This is a genomic window from Pseudomonas sp. NPDC087358, from assembly GCF_044900785.1.
In the GTDB taxonomy this organism is placed as follows: Bacteria; Pseudomonadota; Gammaproteobacteria; order Pseudomonadales; family Pseudomonadaceae; genus Aquipseudomonas.
In genome coordinates this window covers 230,704-251,283 of record NZ_JBJDOA010000004.1, presented here as the reverse complement: position 1 = coordinate 251,283, position 20,580 = coordinate 230,704, and the positions used below count along the sequence as shown (strand labels likewise).

Genomic DNA, 20,580 nt, shown 5'->3' with positions numbered 1-20,580 from the left:
ACGCCCGCGATTCCTCTGTAGCAGCACGGCTTGCCGGCGGTGGCGTCCTCAAGATCGCTGCCGCCGGCAAGCCGGTCAGATACAGGGATGGGTGCGTTTCCCCCGTTTGCCCTCAACGCAGGTCAGACAGACACTGCTCCAGGATATCCAGGCCTTCGTTCAGCACGTCGGGCTCGATAGTCAGGGGCGCCAGCAGGCGAACGATGTGCCGCGACTTGCCACTGGGCATCAGCAGCAGGCCGCTCGCCCTGGCGGTTTCCAGCAACCGGGCCATTTGCGCAGTGGCCGGTTTGCCCTCTGCGGTCAATAACTCGATGCCGCGCATGGCGCCAACGCCGGTAAGACGCCCTAGATAAGGCGAGAGGCTGTCCGCCTGCCATTTCGCGTAGCGGGCCTGCAAGGTGACCGCATATTGCTCGCCCCAGGCGGCCAGATTGACGTCGGTCATCAGCTCCAGTGTCGCCAGCCCCGCCGCACAGGCAATCGGATTACCCGAATAGGTACCGCCCAGACCGCCCTTGGGCAGCGTGTCCATCAGCGCCTTGCGCCCCACCACCGCTCCCAGCGGCACACCGCCGGCGATGCTTTTGCCCAGCAACAGCAGATCCGGTTCGATACCCAGCCGACTGAAGGCAAAACGCTCACCGGTACGACCAAACCCGGACTGGATTTCATCGATGATCAGCACGATGCCCTTGTCATCGCACAGCGTGCGCAGCAGCTGGGCGAACCCGGGATCCAGCGCCAGGAAGCCGCCCTCACCCTGCACCGGTTCAATGATGAAACAGGCCACCTCGTCGAGGTCGATCTCCACACTGAACAATCGATCCATGGCCCGCAACGTCTCATCGACCGAGACGCCGTTGTCCACGCTGGGGTATGGCAGGTGAAACACCGGCCCCGGCAACGTGCCGACCTTCTGCTTATAAGGGGCGACTTTGCCATTGAGGTTCAGGGTCGCCAGCGTGCGCCCGTGAAAGGCGCCGTCAAAGGCGATCACGGCTGTCTTGCCTGTGTGCCCACGGACGATCTTCAGCGCGTTCTCCGCAGCCTCGGCACCGCTGTTGGTGAGCATGCCGCTGACCGGATAGCTGACCGGAATGAACGCCGCCAGACGCTCGATGAATTGCTGATAGGGCTGGTGAGGAGCGGCATTGAACGCGTAATGGGTCATGCGCTGCGCCTGCTCGCAGATCGCCGCGACGATCTGCGGATGGCAGTGACCCAGGTTCAGCACGCCGATACCACCCACGAAATCGATATAGCGCTTGCCGTCGACGTCCCGGACTTCGGCGTTTTTACCGTGGCTCAGGCTGATCGGGTGAACAAAGGAAATGGAACGGCTGACAGAAGGAAAGTCCATGCTCAAGCGTCCTGCGGACAGTGGGGATGACGCCTATTCAAGCGATATGCAGCGCATTCCCACAAGCGAAATAAACGCAAGGGATCATTCCGCAAAAGACTGAAGTCGCGACGCAGTAGTGCGACGCCAACTGCGTGACGCACAGGCACAGAACCACTTAACGCCAGCGATACCGCAGATGAATAAGTGTATTTTTGCGCTGACCGCGCCGCTAACGGTTTATCTCTCGTTTAATCCATCAGTGGACTGTTTATTAATTGCAGTGCGAATGACGCTTTCACCAGAATAATTTCGTTAGATTTCAGTTTTCGTTCAGCTTCATCGGCGTACGCTTTGAGTTAATGGCTGACAGCGCCCACAGTGCTGCCAACACCCTGCAATCACTGCCTGAAAACGCGCCGAGCGCGTGATGATACGGGGCTCCCGGCGAAAAAGGGCGTAGATGATAGACGCGATATATGACTTTTCCATTTCCATCTCGAAAAAGCACAAGGCGCCGTTATAAAGTCGGCCTTTCCATGAAAAACCAACACCCTATAAACGGAATTTTCATGATTACTCTTCTATTGTCTTAATACCGAAAGTTCGAGACGATGCAGTCCCCGACACGGACGTAAATGCGATAACCCACGGATTGGCAACCGCTCTGAGTTGTATCACCTGCGCGCCAATTTCGACTGATTTCATATAACGACTAGCCAAGTTGCTTGCAGTGCGTGGCGCGCCTGTTCGTGCGCGTCCTGACATTGATGAATGCCGGAGGATGTACATGAGTCTGGACTTTCTTCCCTTTTCACGCCCCAGCATGGGCGACGAGGAAGTCGCTGCCGCTACCCGTGTGCTGCGTTCGGGATGGATCACCACAGGCCCTGAATGCCAGCACCTGGAACAGGAATTTGCCGAACGTTGCGGCGCCTCCCACGCGGTGGCGTTGTCCTCGGCCACCGGGGCGATGCACATCACCCTGCTGGCATTGGGTATAGGGCCTGGCGATGAGGTGATCACGCCGTCGCAGACCTGGGTTTCGACCGCCAACATGATCTGCCTGCTGGGCGCCACCCCGGTGTTCGTCGATGTCGACCGCCAGACCCTGATGACCGACGCGGCGCGTATCGAGCAGGCCATCACGCCGCGCACCAAGGCCATCATCCCGGTGCATTACGCCGGCGCAGCGCTGGATCTCGATCCCCTTTATGCCCTGGCCGAGCGTCACGGCATTGCCCTGATCGAGGACGCCGCCCACGCTGCCGGCAGCCGCTACAAGGGCCGTCCGGTCGGCGCCCGCGGCACCGCGATCTTTTCGTTTCACGCGATCAAGAACATGACCTGCGCAGAAGGCGCGATGTTCGTCAGCGATGACCCGCAGCTCATCGACCGTGTACGGCGCCTGAAATTTCATGGCCTGGGCGTCGATGCCTATGACCGCCTGACCCACGGGCGCAAACCCCAGGCCGAGGTGATCGAGCCCGGGTTCAAGTACAACCTGGCCGACCTCAATGCCGCCATCGCGCGGGTGCAACTGCAGCGCCTGGACGCCATCAATGCCCGGCGCGCCGAACTGGCCCGGCATTACCTCGAGCGCCTGGCGGGCAGCCCGGTCCTGCCCCTGGCCCAGCCGCACTACGACCAGCAGCACGCCTGGCATCTGTTCATCCTGCGCATCGACGCAGAACGCTGCGGCCTGGACCGCGACGCATTCATGAAGGCGTTGCAGGAGCGCAACATCGGCAGCGGCATCCATTTCATCGCCACTCATCTGCACAGCTATTACCGCCAGCGTTTCCCCGACGTGCGGCTGCCCGACACCGAATGGAACTCCTCGCGTCTGTGCTCCGTCCCGCTGTTCCCTGACATGACCGTCGCCGACGTCGAGCGTGTCGTCAGCGCCATTGAATCGATTGTGGAAGCCCGCTCGTGAAACCGTATCCGATCCACCGCGTATCGATCGTCATCCCGGTCTATAACGAAGAGCAAAGCCTGCCCGAACTGCTGCGGCGTACGCAAGCGGCCTGCGCGCAGCTGAGCATGACTTGCGAAATCATTCTGGTGGACGACGGCAGTCGGGATGAATCAGCCGAACTGTTGCTGGAGGCCAGCCAGCGCGAGGGCAGCCCGGTGGTGGCCGTGATTCTCAATCGCAACTACGGCCAGCACGCGGCGATCATGGCCGGCTTCGAGCAATGCAAGGGCGACCTGGTGATCACCCTGGACGCTGACCTGCAGAACCCGCCGGAAGAGATTCCGCGTCTGGTCAAGCTCGCCGAGCAGGGTTACGACGTGATCGGCACGGTCCGCGCCAATCGCCAGGATTCGGCGCTGCGCCGCTGGCCGTCGAAGCTCATCAACCTGGCGGTGCAACGCTCCACCGGGGTGGCGATGAATGATTACGGCTGCATGTTGCGGGCCTACCGGCGCAGCATCGTTGACGCGATGCTCGCCTGTCGCGAACGCAGCACCTTTATCCCGATCCTGGCCAACAGCTTCGCCCGTCACACCACTGAAGTGCTGGTCACCCATGCTGAACGCGAGCACGGGGAATCGAAGTACAGCGCCATGAAACTGATCAATCTGATGTTCGACCTGGTCACCTGCATGACCACCACGCCGTTGCGCCTGCTGAGCATCATCGGCTTCAGCATGGCGTTGCTGGGTGTGGCCTTCGCGGTGCTGTTGATCGTGCTGCGGTTGATCTTCGGCGCGCCGTGGGCCGGTCACGGCACCTTCGTGCTGTTTGCCGTGCTGTTCGTGTTCACCGGCGGGCAGTTCATCGGCATGGGCCTGCTGGGCGAGTACCTGGGCCGCATGTACAGCGACGTTCGCGCCCGGCCGCGGTTTTTCATTGAAAAGATCGTGCGCAGCAGCCCGGCGCCCACAGCCAGCAAAACCGATTCTCCCGCACCCCTTATGAACAAGGTCGCACCATGAGCCTCAAAGCCGTTGTTTTTGCCTATCACGATATCGGTTGCGTCGGTATCGAAGCCCTGCTGGATGCTGGCTACCAGATCGCTGCGGTCTTCACCCACGCCGATGATCCCAAGGAGAAAACCTTCTTCGGCTCGGTGGCCCAACTGTGCGCCCACCACGACATCCCGGTGCATGCGCCGGAAGATGCCAATCACCCGCTGTGGATCGAGCGCATCGCCAAGCTGGCCCCGGACTTCATCTTTTCGTTCTACTACCGCCAGCTGCTCAGCGAAAGCCTGCTGGGCTGTGCAAAAAACGGCGGATTCAACCTTCATGGCTCGTTGCTGCCGCGCTATCGCGGCCGGGCGCCGGCCAATTGGGTGCTGGTCAACGGCGAAAGCGAAACCGGCGTCACCTTGCACCGCATGGTCAAACGCGCCGACGCCGGGGCCATCGTTGCCCAGCAACGCATCAGCATCAGCGCCACCGACACCGCTCTGACCCTGCACGGCAAGCTGCGCGCCGCCGCTGCCGATCTGCTGTCCGAAACCTTGCCGATGCTGGGCAAGGGGCAACTGCCGGGCATCGAGCAGGATGAAGCCAGCGCCACTTGCTTTGGCCGACGTACGGCGGCCGACGGCCTGATCGACTGGCAGCAACCGGCGTCACGCCTGTACAACCTGGTGCGCGCCGTCACTCAGCCCTACCCCGGGGCCTTCTGCCCGGTGGGCGAACACAAGCTGATCGTCTGGAGCGCCAGGGTTCAGGCGGGCAACGACGGTCAGGCGCCGGGCACGGTCATCAGCTGCGATCCTTTGCGCATCGCCTGCGGCCAGGACTCGCTGCTGATCAGCGCCGGGCAACGCGGTGATGAAGGCCTGTACCTGAGCGGCCCGCAACTGGCCCGTGAGTTTGGCCTGGTCGAAAGCTCGCGCCTGCTCGGCGGCGAGAATCGCCGTCAACAGCGCCGCACACGGGTGCTGATCCTGGGGGTCAACGGTTTCATCGGCAATCACCTGTCCGAGCGCCTGCTGCAGGACGATCGCTACGAAATCTATGGCATGGACATCGGGTGCGACGCCATCGAGCGCCTGCGCAGCCATCCGAATTTCAATTTCATCGAAGGCGATATCAGCATCCACACCGAGTGGATCGAGTACCACATCAAGAAGTGCGACGTGGTCCTGCCGTTGGTGGCCATCGCCACGCCGATCGAATACACCCGCAACCCGCTGCGGGTGTTCGAGCTGGACTTCGAAGAAAACCTGAAAATCGTGCGTTATTGCGTCAAGTACAACAAGCGCGTGATCTTCCCTTCGACCTCGGAAGTCTATGGCATGTGCCAGGACCCGAGCTTCGATGAAGACACCTCCAACCTGATCGTCGGGCCGATCAACAAGCAGCGCTGGATCTACTCGGTGTCCAAGCAGCTGCTCGACCGGGTGATCTGGGCGTACGGCCAGAAAGGCCTGCAGTTCACCTTGTTCCGTCCGTTCAACTGGATGGGCCCGCGCCTGGATCGGCTGGACTCGGCACGCATCGGCAGTTCGCGAGCGATCACTCAGCTGATCCTGCACCTGGTCGAAGGCACGCCGATCCGCCTGGTCGATGGCGGCGCGCAGAAACGCTGCTTCACCGATGTTGCCGATGGTATCGAAGCGCTGGCGCGGATCATCGAAAACCAGGATGGGCGATGCAACGGACAGATCATCAACATCGGCAACCCGGACAACGAGGCCAGCATTCGCCAATTGGGCGAAGAACTGCTGCGACAGTTCGAAGCTCATCCGCTGCGTTCCAACTTTCCGCCGTTCGCCGGCTTCCGCGAGGTTGAAAGCCAGTCGTTCTACGGCAAGGGTTATCAGGACGTCAGCCATCGCAAACCGAGCATCGACAACGCCAGACGCCTGATCGACTGGCAACCTGGCATCGAGCTGGATGAAACCATCGGCAAGACCCTGGATTTCTTCCTGCGCGAAGCCATGGCCGAGAAGGCGCAAGCCAAGTGATGCGAGGCGGATTGCGCATTGACGTCGACACCTATCGCGGCACCCGCGATGGCGTGCCGCGGTTGCTGGACATGCTTGACGAGGCGCAGATCAAAGCGACGTTTTTCTTCAGTGTCGGGCCGGACAACATGGGGCGCCATCTCTGGCGTCTGGCCCGGCCGCAGTTCTTCTGGAAAATGCTGCGCTCCAAAGCCGCCAGCCTGTATGGCTGGGACATTCTGCTGGCCGGTACCGCCTGGCCGGGCAAGCCCATCGGACGCGATCTGGGGCCATTGATGCGCCGTGCGCAGCAGGCCGGGCACGAGGTCGGTCTGCACGCCTGGGATCACCACGGCTGGCAGGCCAATGCCGGACACTGGACGCAGACGCAGCTGACAGCGCAGATCGCCCGTGGCGTCGATTGCCTGAACGATATCCTCGGCAACGCGGTGACATGCTCGGCGGTCGCCGGCTGGCGTGCCGACGAGCAGGTGGTGCAAGCCAAGCAGAGCTTCGGCTTTCGCTATAACAGCGATTGCCGGGGGCACAGCCTGTTTCGGCCCATGCTCAGCAACGGGCAACCGGGCACGCCGCAGATTCCGGTCGACCTGCCCACCTTCGATGAGGTGGTCGGCCCGCAGCTGGAGGCTGGTGACTTCAACGATTATTTGCTGCGCCAGTTCAGCCCCTCACGGTTGAACGTCTATACCGTGCATGCCGAAGTCGAAGGCATCGTCATGGCCGACGCTTTCCGGCATCTGCTCAGTCAGGCCAAAACCGCTGGTGTACAGTTCCAGCCTCTGGGCCAGCTGTTGCCTGAGAATCTCAGGGGGCTGCCTCAAGGTCATCTGGTCCGTGGCGCATTGCCGGGGCGCGAAGGCTGGCTGGGAGTGCAACAGCCATGACCCGCCAGCACCACGTCCTGTTGCTGGTCGCAGCCTTTTTCCTCGCCTATCTGCTGCCCTTGGGTTTCCACGGCTTGTGGATTCCCGACGAAACCCGTTACGCGCAGATCAGCCAGGAAATGCTCCACAGCGGCAATTGGGCCGCGCCGCATTTCATGGGGCTGCGTTATTTCGAAAAGCCGGCGGCCGGCTACTGGCTGATCGCCGCAGCGCAAGCAGTGTTCGGCGAAAACCTGTTCGGCGTGCGTTTCGCCTCGGCGCTGACGACGGGTCTGAGCGTCATGCTGACCTGGCTCATCGCCCGACGGATGTGGGCCGACCCGCGCAAGAGTTTCGCCTGCGCCCTGCTGTACATGAGCTTTTTCCTGGTCGCAGGACAATCGGGTTACGCCAACCTGGACCCGCAATTTACCCTGTGGCTCAACCTGACGCTGGTGGCGTTCTGGTTCGCGGTGCACAGCGGCGGCCGTCAGCGCCTGCTGTGCTGGGCGCTGCTGGGGCTCGCCTGCGCCATGGGCTTCATGACCAAGGGCTTTCTGGCCTGGGCCCTGCCGGTGCTGGTTGCCCTGCCCTATATGATCTGGCGACGTCGCCTGCGCGAACTGCTGACATTTGGCCCGTTGGCGATCCTCGTCGCAGTGCTGGTCTGCCTGCCTTGGGTGGTGGCAGTGCATGGTCGCGAGTCGGACTACTGGCGGTTTTTCTTCTGGCACGAGCACATTCGCCGGTTCGCCGGCAGCGACGCTCAGCACTCGGAACCCTGGTGGTATTACCTGCCGCTGCTGGTGGTCGCCTGCGTGCCCTGGGCGCTGTTGCTGCCGGCCACCCTCAAACAGGCCTGGACGGAGCGCCGACTGAGCCACACAGGCTTCCTGTTGATGTGGCTGATCCTGCCGCTGGCATTCCTGAGCCTGAGCAAAGGCAAGCTGCCCACCTACCTGCTGCCGTGCCTGATGCCGCTGGCCTTGCTCATGGGCCATGCGCTGGTCGACCGGCTGAGCGCGGGCAAGACCACCCTGCTGCGGGTCAACGGGTTGCTCAACGCGGGCCTGGGCCTGGCGGCGCTGGCGGCACTGCTGTTCATGCAGGTCAAAAAGTCGGTGTACCACCAGGAGCCGCAACACCTGACGCTGGCCGTTATCGTGCTGCTCGGCTGGGTGGCATTCAACGCCTTGCAGGGCCTCAAGCCGCTGCGTTTCTGGCTGATGCCGGCGCTGGGCAGTTGGCTGGCGATTGCGCTGGTCCCGGCGGCGTTACCCAACAGCATTGTTTTCGACAAGACCCCAGACCAGTTCGTGTTGCGACACCTCGGCGAACTGGGCGCTGCCACTCACCTGCTGAGCAACGACCTGGGCGCGGCCGCAGCCTTGTCATGGCGTCTGAAGCGCAACGACGTGGTGTTCTATGACACCCGGGGCGAGCTGGAGTATGGCCTGGGTTATCCGCAAACCATCCCTCGCGAGGTCGACTGGCATCAGGTCCAGGCGTGGATGACCCAGGCCCGGCGCGAAGGCGCGGTGGCCGTGGTGATGCGCGGCAATGTCGTCGACGATGCCTACGAATTCAGCCTGCTGCCCCAGGACGCCAGACGCTATGAAGAAGGCAACCTGACCATCCTGATCTTCGACAGGACGCCGTCATGACTTTCGCCTTGCTGGCGTGCGCCTGCCTGCTGACCTGCATGGGCCAGATCGCGCAAAAGCTGACCATCGAAGGCTGGCAGGGGCACTTTCCTGGGGCCATGACCGCGCTGCGCAGCGGCTGGCTGTGGGCGGCGCTGGCCTGCCTCGGTGCCGGCATGCTGCTCTGGTTGCTGGTGTTGCAACGCCTGGACGTCGGCATCGCCTATCCGATGCTCGCGCTGAACTTTGTGCTGATAACCCTGACCGGTCGCTACCTGTTCAGCGAGTCGGTGGACCGTCAGCACTGGCTGGGGGTGGCGATGATTCTGATTGGCGTGATCCTGCTGGGGCGTCAGGCGTGAGCGTCAAGCGCGGCCTGACCCTGGCCATGGGCAGCGTATTGCTGGTCAGCGCCGCCCAGCTGGGCATGCGCTGGAGCATGCTCCGATTGCCACAACCCGGCCAGTGGCTGGCGGCGCTGCAGGCGGGCAACGTCGAGGTCGAAGCGCTCGGCGCGGTAACGGCCGCCATCGCCGCCTATGGCCTGTCGATGCTCTGCTGGCTCGGCGCCCTGCGCGACCTGCCGCTGAGCCGGGCGTATTCGCTGCTCAGTATCAGTTATGTGCTGGTTTACCTGCTGGCCGCCATGCTGCCGTTTTTCCATGAAACGCTCACCGTCCCCCGGACCGTGGGCGTGACCCTGATCGTGCTCGGCGTGGCGACGATCAATCTGCGGCGTGCCGCGACCACCGCGACAACAGCGGCAAGGAGTTTCCCCGATGAAAATCAGCGTCTTCGGTAGCGGTTATGTGGGCCTGGTGCAGGCAACGGTACTGGCTGAGGTTGGCCATGATGTGGCGTGCATGGACATCGATCCGATCAAGGTGGAGCTACTGAACAAGGGCCATGTGACCCTCTACGAGCCGGGGCTGGAGAGCCTGGTGCGGGAGAATCTGGAAGCCGGACGGCTGCACTTCACCACCGACGAAAAATACGGCGTGGAGCACGGCGAAGTGTTGTTCATCGCCGTCGGCACGCCTTCGAAAGAGGACGGTTCGGCAGACCTGCGCGGTTTTTTCGCGGTCGCCGACGCGATTGCCCGCCATCGTGTGGAACCGCTGATCATCGTCGAGAAATCCACCGTTCCGGTCGGCAGTGGCGATGCCCTGCGCAGCCATATCGAGCAAGCCCTGCGCCAGGCGGCGCGCTTGCTGAAATTCGACATCGTCTCCAACCCCGAATTTCTCAAGGAGGGCTCTGCGGTCAAGGACTGCCGACGGCCTGACCGGATTGTCATCGGTTGCGGCAACCCGGAGGTGTTTCCGGTCATGCGCGAACTGTATGCGCCGTTCAACCGCAATCACGACCGCATCATGTTCATGGACCTGCGCAGCGCCGAACTGACCAAATACGCCGCCAACTGCATGCTGGCGACCAAGATCAGTTTCATCAACCAGATCGCCGAACTGGCCGAGCACCTGGGCGCCGATGTCGAGTCCGTACGCCTGGGCATCGGTGCCGATTCGCGTATCGGGTACGACTTCATTTATCCGGGCTGTGGCTACGGTGGTTCGTGTTTTGGCAAGGATATTCGTGCCTTGATTCACAGCGCGCGGGAAGCCGGTTGCTCCAACGATCTGCTCAACGTGGTGGAAAACATCAACGAGCGGCAGAAGAACAAGCTGTTCGACCGGATCAATGCGTTCTACCAGGGTGATCTCAAGGGCAAGACCTTCGCGCTCTGGGGCCTGGCCTTCAAGCCCAACACCGACGACATGCGTGACGCACCCAGCCGCGTGCTGATGGAGGCATTGTGGGCAGCCGGCGCCACCGTGCGCGCCTTTGACCCCGAAGCCATGCAGCAGACCCAGCGCCTGTATGCCGAGCAACCGAAGCTGATCCTGATGGGCACTCCGGAGTCGGTCTTGCTGGGGGCGGACGCATTGATCGTGTGCACCGAATGGCAGCAATTCAAGGCCCCGGATTTCGACCTGATCGAACAACGGCTCAAAGCCCCGGTGATCTTCGACGGGCGCAACCTGTATGACACCGAGCGCCTGGCCAAGCATGGCTTCCAGTATTTCCCGATCGGCCGCGGGGACTCCTGCAACCTGCCGATGCCGCTGCAGCAGTGGGCACCTTACGAGTTGCTGGCCAACCATCACTGACCGCCGACGGCAACGTTGACTGTTCCACCGGATTGGCCGGCTTTGCTGGCGCTTCGCGCCAGATCGTCGGCAAGCCGTACTCCCACGCCCTTCGGGCAGAAGCAATCTGAGTCATGCTCTGGACTTAGATTTCTGACTTACACGCCCTCCGGGCAGAAGCAGTCTGAGGCATGCTCTGGACTTGGATTTCTCTCCCACGCCCTCCGGGCAGAAGCAATCTGAGGCATACCGCAGACTTGGATTGCTGTTCGCAGCGCTGAACCGACCCTAATAAAGTCAAGGTTGATGTCCAACTTTCGAGGTCGGTTCACCCTGTAGGAGATTCTATGGTTTCAAACAAACTCCTCAAGCAGCGTTGGGCTATTGCGCCGCCTGCTTTTGATTCTGGCCAGAGGCCGTGGGAGCTAGGCTTGCCAGCGATCTGCCGGGCACCGGCAGTAAAACCAGACGCCCCGGCCGTATCAGGCACACCGCGTTGGCAGGCTTTGCTGGCGCTTCGCGCCAGATCGTCGGCAAGCCGGACTCCCACGCCCTCCGGGCAGAAGCAATCTGAGGCATACCGCAGACTCGGATTACTGTTCGCAGACCTGCAGGAGCGATCCTGAGGCCGTGAGGTACAACCCGCTGACGCCCCCTGAGGACACGCTTTGCTTACTGCGCGGGCAGGCGCAGCAGGATGTAATCCTCTTTGTCGAAGCGGCCGTTGAGCAAGACCGGCAAATGCGCGAGCGGCGTGCCCTGGAGTTTCTGCAGGTCATTGTTGCTCATCACCACGTTGGCGGGCCCGTGCAGGGCCTCCAACTGCTGCGGGGTATCGGTGAACAGCGGTTGCAGGTCCTGGTCGACGTTGACCATGAACTTGATGGCCCTGGCGTCCTTGCCCATGGAATGCAATACCAGCGGCGCCTTGTCGGCCTGGGTCACCTCGCGTACGGCCTGGGTGAACCGGCGAGTGTCGTACAGGATGCGTTCGACCTTTTCGAACACGCCGATGTAGCTGATCCATACCGCCAGCACCGCGCATAACGGCAGGCCGTACAGCCGCAGACGGGGGCGCATGAGCAGCGGCACCGCGACCAGTTGCAACAGTCCCAACACGATCAACACCGGCCCGACATCGTTCAGGGCCTCGGGAAAGCGCGGTCGCGCCGCCAGCAGACCGGCCATCAAGGCCCCGGGGATGAAGCAGCACAAGGTCAGCGTCGCCCCTCGCAGCCACCAGAAACAGCGCCCGACCCGGGCATGAAACGGATAGGCGGCGATGATTGCCGCCATCGGCAGCATCGCCAACACGTAGCGCGCCTTCTTGGCTTCGGGAATCGACAACCCCAGCATGACCGTCAGCGCCGCAAAGGCACACAAGTACAGCAAACGCAGGGCCTCGGTGGACTGGCGTCTGGCCGTCACGGCGACCGTCCCCAGCACCACCAGCGCCAGCGGGTATGCCAAGGCGTAATTGCCCAGCGAACTGCTGAAATACCACAACAGCGGACTGCTGCCCTCGCTGCCGTCCATGCGCGACGTCACCTGCATACGCACCACTTCGGCGAGCAATGCCGGGCCACCACTGAGCCGCGCCAGCAATAGCAGACCCAGGCTGCATGCGATTAAAACGGCCAATGCTGCCAGCAAGAACCGCCACAGTCTTGGCCATTGACGCGACAGCAGGTGATAGCTGCACACCACTGCGGCGGGCACCACCAGACCCATCGGCCCGCGAATCGCAAAGCCCAGCACCAGCAAACCGAATATCAGCCACATGCGACGCGCTGACGCAAAGTGATCGGGCGCATAGACCAGGTAAAACACGGCAAAGGACACCGTTGCGAGCATCTGATCCAGGGACACGGCACGGGTTTCGGTAATGAAGGTATTGCTCAGCATCAGCAGTGCGATGCTCAGCCACGCCCAACGCCGCGAGTAAGGCGCGAGCAGCCGGTACATCAGGCCGACCATCACCGCCGAGGCCACGCAGGTCGGCAACCAGGCGCTGAAACTGGTGACCTGGCCGAACGGTAAGGAGGCCAGGTAAATCAACCAGGTCGAGAACGCCGAATAGTCGGGGTACGGTTCACCGTAGGTGGTCGGGAACAGCCCCGGTCCATGGCGCAGCATTTCCTGGGCGAACAACACGAAACGTGAGTCGAATCCGATGATCGTCAGATGTCCGCTGGCGGCCACGAACATCAGCAAAGCCAGGCCACCGGCGATCCATGCCTGGCGTCTGGCGCGCGCCGGGGTGACACCCGATAAAAACTCGGTAGCGATCGATGTCAACACACACTCCTTTTTGTCTTTCGCGCTGTTGGTTCAAAGACTGACGAAATAGTAGACCCGATCACCGACCATGATTCGCTCCACGACCTTCAGAGGCGCGGCGGGCTCCTCGTTGCTTTCCATGATCGCGAGGGTATTGGCTGACCTGCCGAGCAGCGCCGCGAGCTGGCGCTCATCAGGGACGCTGTCGAGCAGACTTTGACTGTAGAACACACTCGCCCCCGCCAATCGCTCGCTCGGCTGGAACAGCACCACGTGTTTGCCTTGGGCCTGCAGTGCCTGCACCCGTTCGGTCAGCGGTAGAAACGACAGTTTCAGGTCCGCCCGTGGCGCCAGCCACTGTGCCGCGAGCAAATATCCGAGCACGACCAGGCCCAACAAGGCCGCGGCCAGCGCCGGGCTGCGTTGCAACCAGCGGCGGGCACTGGCAGAGGTTTGCGCATGCTGACGCAGGCGCGCCAGCAACACCGCCAGGTACTCGGTGGCAATCACTGCGGCGGCCGGCGTCAAGGACATCAGGTAAACCATTCGCTTGCTCGAGGCGAGGGTAAGCAGCAGAAGCTGGGCCAGCAGCCACAGGCTGAAGAACAGCACATAACGGTTGCTGCGCAGCTCTTTGCGCAAGTGCCACAGCCCCAGATACACCAGCAGATTCCACGGCAGAAAAGCCTGCGGCAGCTTGGCCAGGTAGTAATAGAAAGGTTCGTAATGCCCGGCGTCCTCGAATGAGCCGTCGAAGCGGCCGATGCTGTTGGTCCACAGCACCGCCTTGATGGCATCGCCCCCACCCTGCCGATACAACAGACACAACCAGATCACCAGCGGCAGCAGTCCCAGGAACGTGAACAGCAGCGCACGCCACCAGTGGCTCAATACCAGCCGACGCTCAAGCAGGCTTTCAACACTCAAATAGGCAAAGATCACCACCCCCGGCAAAGCCAATCCCAGCACGCCCTTGCTCAAGGTAGAAACCACGATCCCCATACTGAACAGCAACCAGGCACCCCGTGGGGCGCTGTGCAGTGACCGGTTGCCGCTGGCATGAAAAAAACCCAGCAGCGCCATCGTGACACCCAGTGACAGCAGGGCGTCTTCCCCCACCTGTCGCGCATTGCTCCAGAACGTCGCGGTCGTGACCAGCAGCAAGACAGCGGCCAATGCGATGGCGCGAGGGCGGCCGAATCGACGCAGCAGGCGGTACAGCACAATCAGGCTCAGGTAACCCGCGATCGCCGACGCCAGGCGCACGGCCAGCGGCGTGGGTCCGAAGACACGGATCGCAGCGGCATCGAGCCACAGGCTCAAAGGCGGTTTTTCAAGGAAGGGCGCGCCGTTGAGAGTCGGCGTGATCCAGTTGTCACTCAGGTGCATTTCCATCGCGATACCGGCTACCCGGGGCTCCGTGGAATTCTGCAGTTGATGATTGCCCAAGGCAAAAAACAGCAACAACCCGCACAGTAGACCGACCCAATACGCATGACGACGCTTAACGATCATTATCCGCCCCAAGGAACAAGCTCCAGGCCTCGCATCATAAGGATCGATTGTTAAAGTTATGTTCGGCAGTTCAACACCTGTATCGCGCCTGAGAGCCAGGTGAAAGTTTCGTGAAAGTTGCATCGGCGTTTGGTTTGATTGCCCGGCAATACTGTTATGCAGTCGGTTATCGGGCATTCAAGGACCCTGCCAACCCGTGGAATCTTGCCGGCCTTGCAAACCCTGACATATCGACGGCAGACAAATGTGAAAAGGCTTTTCACATAGGCTTCACTCGTTATTGACTCCTGTCGACCTATTCTTGCTCGCATACCCGGTATGCCTCGGCGCCAGGCCTTGGATGGCTATTATTCATGGCTTACTTACTTGGCCCAAAGACTTCCAACTTCAACCCTTGCTGCCGCTGAGCCAATCCATGAACTCGAACTTAACTCACGCCCTGGATGGATTGAACACGCGCTATCGCGCACTGGGAAAGTCCGCACGGCTGATTCTCTTGATATTCGCTGGTTTGCTGTTGCTGGCGATCAGCGCTTTGACGTTGCGGCCGGCGCCGCTGACCGACCTCGCTGAAGGCAGCCATCTGCGCAAAGCCGACTTCTATCCGCTGTGGAACAAGGGCGAACTGGTGGTGCTGATGCGCCACGTCGAACGTTGCGATCACTCCACCAACCCCTGCCTTGAACAGGCCGATGGCATTACCGTCAAGGGTCAACACGTTGCGGTTCAGGTAGGTCAGGCGTTTCAGAACCTGGGGTTGAACCAGACGAACATCTACAACAGCCCGTTGCGCCGTACCGAGCAGACCGCAAGCTACGCATTCAACCGCACCACCACCGGCCAGGAATGGTTGATCAACTGCCGAAAATCAATGCTCGACGATGTGCTCAAGCACAAGCTCGATCAGCACAATATGATTCTGGTGACCCACAGCGAATGCATCGCTGCACTGGAACAATCGCTCAAGGTGAGCGGGGCGTCATCCCTGGATTACGGCTCCTCGCTGATCATTTCGATCAACCCCGACGACCACAGCGCTAAAGTACTGGGCTACATCGACGCGCAGGACTGGGGCAAGGTCCTCGCCAAGCGCCCCTGACAGCCGGGCCCCGGCCCTTTTTCCAACAGCCCTCGGAATACCTGACCGTGCATAACGCCAGAAACCGCTTTTACTTCCACCATGTCGGCACCCCGCTCCTCCTGGCACTTATCCTGTTCGTCAGTTTCGACCTGACCGGCCTGGACGTGATCCTCAGTGACTGGATGTACAACACCAGCACCCAGGCCTTCCCGCTGCAACACAACAAGGTCTTTGAAACCATCACCCACAAGTGGGCGCGGATCATTCCCAACTGGACCGGCGAAGCGGCCATCATCGGCGCCATGCTGTCCTTTCTCTGGCCGCGGTTCAGGGCAGAGAAACACGCGCGGATGATGGCCTGGCTTGAGAAGATCCGGGTGGCGCCATTCTTGCGATTTCTCACCCGGCATCGGCGCGACCTGCTGTTCGTGGTGTTTGCCTTTTCCATCACCACCGGCTCGATCCACTACTTCAAGAGTCACACCAGCATCTACTGCCCCGTTGAAACCACGCTTTACGGTGGCACCGAGCAGAAGAAGGAATGGTTCGAGAACTTCAACCTGTTGCACGATGCAGGCAAGGGCCGCTGCTGGCCAGGCGGCCATGCATCCGGTGGCTTCACCATGATGGCGCTGTTTTTCGTCGCGCGACGTTATCGCTGGCGTCATGCCCGCGCCGTTCTGGGGTTCTCTCTGGCATTGGGCATGATTTACGGCACCACTCGGGTATTCCAGGGCTGGCACTTCATGTCGCACACCTTCTGGGCAGGCATCATCGTCTGGTTCTCGACCTTCCTCACCGCGATGGTGTTTTATGGCCGGGCGCGGCTGGACTCCGACGTCCAGCCCGAAGGGTTCAGAGCGACGGTTGCGGCGGCGCCTCCAGTACAACCGTAAAACAGCAGCCAGCCGGCTCAAGGCTGGTCAGGGTCACGCTCCAGCGCTGATTGGCGCAAATCCGCTGGACCAGCGACAGGCCCAACCCCAACCCTTCCCCGCGCTGTTCGTCACCGCGCACAAAGGGCTGGAACATGGCTTGCTGTTTTTCCGGCGGGATACCGATTCCACTGTCCCGGACACTGAAGCCATGATCGTTCAAGGTCAGGCGGATGGCGCCGTGATCGGTGTAATGCCAGGCGTTGCGCAGCAGGTTGCCCATGACCGAGCGCAGCAGCGGCGCGTTGTACAGGCCCTGGGCGTCGGCGGCCGGTTCATAGATCAAGCGCAGGCCCTTGTCTTCGATCGGCCCGCGCCACACTTCGACCAGCTCTTCGGCCATCTGCGACAGACTCATGCGTTGGCCCTGGGGCGTGTGCTTGCCTTCGGTGCGCGCCAGCAGCAAAAAGGTTTCAACCAGTTGGTTCATGCCTGCGGTCGCTTTGCTGATGCGCTGCACCTGGATCCGCGAGCGCTCATCGAGCCGTGGGTACTCCAGCAGCAGTTCACAGGAGGTCGCCAGCACCATCAACGGCGTGCGCAGTTCATGGCTGACGTCACTGGTGAACAGTTTTTCGCGACCCAACGCGGCCCGCAGACGCCCCAGGGTCTCGTCGAAAGACCGGGCCAAGGCGCCGACTTCATCAGTTGCATAGTCATCGGCCAGCGTCGGCGCCAGCTCCAGCAGCTGATCGCGATGACGGACCTGGCCTGCCAGGCGCGAGACCGGTGTGATGACCCGTGATGCCAGCAAACGACCGAGCAGGATTGCCAGCAACACGCTGAGCACAAATCCGATCAGCACGATGCCGAACAGAATGCGTTCGCGCTTTTCGAACTTGCGCTGATCGCGCAGCAACACATAGCGCCGTTCGCCAACCGCCTCGACCATCGCGTAGTAGGCTTTCTTGCCACGAAAGAATTCCTGGAAGCCAGGCTTGAGTTCCTTGAGGTCGTCGCTCATTGCCACATCACCGATGCCGTCATCGGCGTAGAACAATTCGTCCTTTTCCGGCCGGTGATGCCAGTCCTCGATGCGGTCCTGAGTCAGCAGGCGGTGCAGGTTGCCGCCCAGGCTGATGGTGGTCAGTCGGGTTTCCACAATGTGCACCGTGGCGATGATGCCGATTGCGAAAACCCCTGCCACCAATGCACTCATCAGGGCAAAGACATTCACAATCCGTTGTTTCAAGCTGTGTTTGATATCCATCAGTGTTCACACATACCCAGGCCAATAGCGTGCCAATACTTGGCGGCGGCCATTATCCGTGCGGGCATGTCATGGTTTCGTCAATTAGCGCTGCTGGCGAACCACAGATGAGCAGCATAATCGAGCACGGCACGTACCGATAAAAGCGCATCAATAAACAATCGCTTCACGATTAAATAACTTATTTTTCACATCTAAATGCGCACATCCGCACTTGAAGAGTGGCTTGAATGCGGCCCCTCAAATAGAGGGAATCGAGCAACTAATACCAGATATTTCAAGCCGTTCTAACCATTGCTCATCAATGGCACTATGCGCCGCTCTCCCAACCGCGCTAATCCTTTATTCAGCGGGGCTTGTCCAGGCGCAACGCGCAGTCTTCGATCTCGATGGGTCGACCGCACTGGTTCAAATGTTTCATTGCGTTTTCCCGCCGTCTCCCGCGACCGCCAAAAAACAAGGACTGTCTCATGGCCTTTTTCCGTTGTGCCCCGGTACGCTTTCTCGCGCTGCTATCAAGCACCTGGCTGGGAATTTTCCTGATCACCCGGGCCCTGCTCTGGCTGACCCACCGCGACGAGGCGGGAGGTGCAGCACTGGCCACCTTTGGCGTCGGGCTGCTCTATGACCTGGCATTCCTGGCCTTCGCAACCGTGCCGCTGGCGCTGTATCTGCTGGTCTGTCCGCCGAGGGTCTGGCGCTCGCGGACACACCTCTGGCTGCTGCAAGGCCTCCTGTCGCTCAGCCTGTTTGTCATGCTGTTCACTGGGGTCGCCGAATGGCTGTTCTGGGATGAGTTCGGGGTCCGGTTCAACTTCATCGCCGTGGACTACCTGGTGTACTCCGACGAAGTGTTGAACAACATTCTGGAGTCGTACCCGATCGGTACCCTGCTCTGCGTGCTGGCCCTCGTCGCGGTCGGCCTGAGCGTCGGGCTGTCGCGCTACGTTCGCATGAGCCACATGGCACCGCTGCCGACCCTTGGCCAGCGGATGGTGCTGGGAGCCGGCAGCCTGGCGCTGGCTGCCCTGTGCGCGCTGCTGGTCGATCAGGACGTGCCACGCGGCCAGGGCGGCAATGCCTATCAGCGTGAACTCGCCAGCAATGGCCCTTATCAGTTTTTCGCCGCGTTTCGCAACAATGAACTGGATTACCCGCAGTTCTACCCCACCCTTGCGATTCCCGAAGCCAGCGCCCGGTTGCGCAGCGAACTGCAGGCACCGAACGTTTCCTTCATCGGCAAGGATCCGCTGGACAATCGTCGAACCGTCAATAACGCCGGGACCCTGCGCACACCCAACATTGTGCTGGTCACCCTGGAAAGCTTCAGCGCCAAATACATGGGTAGCAATGGCGACACCCGCAACCTGACGCCCAATCTCGATGACCTGCGCAAGCACAGCCTCTATTTCAACAATTTCTACGCCACGGGCACCCGCACCGACCGGGGCCTGGAGGCGATCACGCTGTCAATCCCGCCCACACCTGGGCGCTCGATCGTCAAGCGCGCCGGTCGCGAAAGCGGCTTCGCCAGCTTGGGTCGGCAACTGTCCGCGACCGGTTACGACAGCGTTTTCGTCTACGGCGGGCGCGGCTATTTCGACAACATGAATGCTTTCTTCTCGGGTAACGGTTATCGAGTCGTCGACCAGAGCAGCGTCGAGGAATCACAGATTTCCTTCAAGAACGCCTGGGGCATGGCCGATGAGGACCTGTATCGTCAGGCGCTGAATCTGGCCGACGAGGACTTTGCAAAAAAACGGCCGTTTTTCCTGCAACTGCTGACGACCTCCAACCACCGTCCCTACACCTACCCTGAGGGCCGGATCGACATCGCTTCGGGCAACGGACGAGACGGCGCGGTCAAGTACACCGACTACGCCATCGGCGAGTTCCTCGCTCAGGCCCGGGTCAAACCCTGGTTCGATGACACCATTTTCGTATTCGTCGCCGACCACACCGCCGGCAGCGCAGGCAAGGAAGACCTGCCAATCGCCAACTACCACATCCCGCTGTTCATCTATGCGCCGAAGCTGGCAGGCGCTGGCGAGATTGCGACCCTGGCCAGCCAGATCGATCTGGCGCCTACCCTGCTGGGCCTGCTCAACCTCGATTACACCTCGAGTTTCTACGGGCGCGATCTGTTTCGGGATCACCACCTGCCGCCACGCGTGCTGGTCGGCAACTACCAGCACCTGGGGCTGTTCGATGGCGAGGATCTGGCCATCCTCAGCCCGCGAAATGGCATGCGGCGCCATGACGAAGCCCTGGGCCAGAGCCTGGAACGCCACGCGGGCATCGACCACCCGCTGGTGATGCGCGCCATCGCGTATTACCAGGCCGCCAGCTATGGCTTCAAACAGCAATTGCTGGGCTGGAAACCCGAAGATTGAAGCACCGGCATTGACCTCGACGGCCGGGAACCGGCCTTGGCATGGCCGATGGCCCGGCCGGCGGGCGGAGCGTGCCAGATCCCGCGAACCGGACGCCAGACCGGATCCGCGGATGCCCAGAGGCTGGCGGTCCCGCTGGCGCCCTGACCACTCCAGCGCCACGGGTGTGATTCGAGGCTCGGTTTAACGAGACGTGCACGCCGTTTTAACGAATTTTTCTCGTGAGTGCTTCTAATT

At 61.3% G+C, this 20,580-nt stretch carries 15 protein-coding genes; 11 read left to right on the top strand and 4 right to left on the bottom strand.

Features of this window, described 5'->3' with window-relative positions; translation table 11 throughout:
• Positions 1–112: 112 nt before the first annotated feature.
• A complete protein-coding gene (locus ACI2KS_RS11190) occupies positions 113–1,363 on the bottom strand; it encodes an aspartate aminotransferase family protein (RefSeq protein ID WP_404620050.1) in 1,251 nt (416 codons plus the stop codon).
• A 769-nt stretch (positions 1,364–2,132) separates the two neighbouring features.
• Between ACI2KS_RS11190 and arnB the strand changes: the two genes are divergently transcribed.
• Genes arnB through ACI2KS_RS11150 form a run of 8 tightly spaced genes read left to right on the top strand, consistent with a single transcriptional unit; the run spans position 2,133 to position 10,950 of the window.
• The gene (gene arnB / locus ACI2KS_RS11185) at positions 2,133–3,281 is read left to right on the top strand and encodes a UDP-4-amino-4-deoxy-L-arabinose aminotransferase (RefSeq protein WP_404620048.1); all 1,149 of its coding nucleotides are present in this window, start codon (positions 2,133–2,135) and stop codon (positions 3,279–3,281) included.
• Positions 3,278–4,288 (top strand): undecaprenyl-phosphate 4-deoxy-4-formamido-L-arabinose transferase, encoded by a 1,011-nt coding sequence (gene arnC / locus ACI2KS_RS11180; protein WP_404620046.1) that lies wholly within the window; start codon positions 3,278–3,280, stop codon positions 4,286–4,288. Before arnB ends, arnC begins: the two co-directional genes overlap by 4 nt.
• Entirely contained in the window at positions 4,285–6,276 is a 1,992-nt protein-coding gene (arnA, locus tag ACI2KS_RS11175) for a bifunctional UDP-4-amino-4-deoxy-L-arabinose formyltransferase/UDP-glucuronic acid oxidase ArnA (protein ID WP_404620044.1), read from the top strand. Before arnC ends, arnA begins: the two co-directional genes overlap by 4 nt.
• Positions 6,276–7,160, top strand: a complete 885-nt coding sequence (arnD, locus tag ACI2KS_RS11170; protein ID WP_404620042.1) for a 4-deoxy-4-formamido-L-arabinose-phosphoundecaprenol deformylase — start codon at positions 6,276–6,278, stop codon at positions 7,158–7,160. The genes arnA and arnD overlap by 1 nt, the downstream gene beginning before the upstream one ends.
• Positions 7,157–8,803 (top strand): lipid IV(A) 4-amino-4-deoxy-L-arabinosyltransferase, encoded by a 1,647-nt coding sequence (arnT, locus tag ACI2KS_RS11165; protein ID WP_404620040.1) that lies wholly within the window; start codon positions 7,157–7,159, stop codon positions 8,801–8,803. The genes arnD and arnT overlap by 4 nt, the downstream gene beginning before the upstream one ends.
• Positions 8,800–9,144 (top strand): 4-amino-4-deoxy-L-arabinose-phosphoundecaprenol flippase subunit ArnE, encoded by a 345-nt coding sequence (arnE, locus tag ACI2KS_RS11160; protein WP_404620038.1) that lies wholly within the window; start codon positions 8,800–8,802, stop codon positions 9,142–9,144. Before arnT ends, arnE begins: the two co-directional genes overlap by 4 nt.
• 26 nt (positions 9,145–9,170) lie before the next feature.
• The gene (gene arnF / locus ACI2KS_RS11155; RefSeq protein WP_404620702.1) at positions 9,171–9,584 is read left to right on the top strand and encodes a 4-amino-4-deoxy-L-arabinose-phosphoundecaprenol flippase subunit ArnF; all 414 of its coding nucleotides are present in this window, start codon (positions 9,171–9,173) and stop codon (positions 9,582–9,584) included.
• Positions 9,562–10,950 carry a UDP-glucose dehydrogenase family protein gene (locus ACI2KS_RS11150; protein ID WP_404620036.1) on the top strand — a complete coding sequence of 463 codons (1,389 nt, stop codon included), beginning with the start codon at positions 9,562–9,564 and terminating at the stop codon, positions 10,948–10,950. Before arnF ends, ACI2KS_RS11150 begins: the two co-directional genes overlap by 23 nt.
• A 651-nt stretch (positions 10,951–11,601) precedes the next feature.
• On the opposite strand, the gene ACI2KS_RS11145 is transcribed toward ACI2KS_RS11150, so the two are convergent.
• Positions 11,602–13,137, bottom strand: a complete 1,536-nt coding sequence (locus tag ACI2KS_RS11145; protein ID WP_404620700.1) for an ArnT family glycosyltransferase — start codon at positions 13,135–13,137, stop codon at positions 11,602–11,604.
• A gap of 123 nt (positions 13,138–13,260) precedes the next feature.
• The gene (locus ACI2KS_RS11140; protein WP_404620034.1) at positions 13,261–14,724 is read right to left on the bottom strand and encodes an ArnT family glycosyltransferase; all 1,464 of its coding nucleotides are present in this window, start codon (positions 14,722–14,724) and stop codon (positions 13,261–13,263) included.
• 415 nt (positions 14,725–15,139) lie between these two features.
• Here ACI2KS_RS11140 and ACI2KS_RS11135 point away from each other — a divergent pair, with 415 nt between their 5' ends.
• Together ACI2KS_RS11135 and ACI2KS_RS11130 are read left to right on the top strand one after the other, a co-directional pair.
• The gene (locus ACI2KS_RS11135) at positions 15,140–15,823 is read left to right on the top strand and encodes a histidine phosphatase family protein (RefSeq protein ID WP_404620032.1); all 684 of its coding nucleotides are present in this window, start codon (positions 15,140–15,142) and stop codon (positions 15,821–15,823) included.
• Between the two features lie 47 nt (positions 15,824–15,870).
• The gene (locus ACI2KS_RS11130) at positions 15,871–16,701 is read left to right on the top strand and encodes a phosphatase PAP2 family protein (RefSeq protein ID WP_404620030.1); all 831 of its coding nucleotides are present in this window, start codon (positions 15,871–15,873) and stop codon (positions 16,699–16,701) included.
• Here the strand turns inward: ACI2KS_RS11130 and ACI2KS_RS11125 are convergent.
• A complete protein-coding gene (locus ACI2KS_RS11125) occupies positions 16,661–17,950 on the bottom strand; it encodes a sensor histidine kinase (RefSeq protein ID WP_404620028.1) in 1,290 nt (429 codons plus the stop codon). The two genes, ACI2KS_RS11130 and ACI2KS_RS11125, sit on opposite strands and share 41 nt — an antisense overlap.
• Positions 17,951–18,420: 470 nt before the next feature.
• Between ACI2KS_RS11125 and ACI2KS_RS11120 the strand changes: the two genes are divergently transcribed.
• Positions 18,421–20,343 carry an LTA synthase family protein gene (locus ACI2KS_RS11120; RefSeq protein WP_404620026.1) on the top strand — a complete coding sequence of 641 codons (1,923 nt, stop codon included), beginning with the start codon at positions 18,421–18,423 and terminating at the stop codon, positions 20,341–20,343.
• The last annotated feature ends 237 nt before the right edge of the window (positions 20,344–20,580 follow it).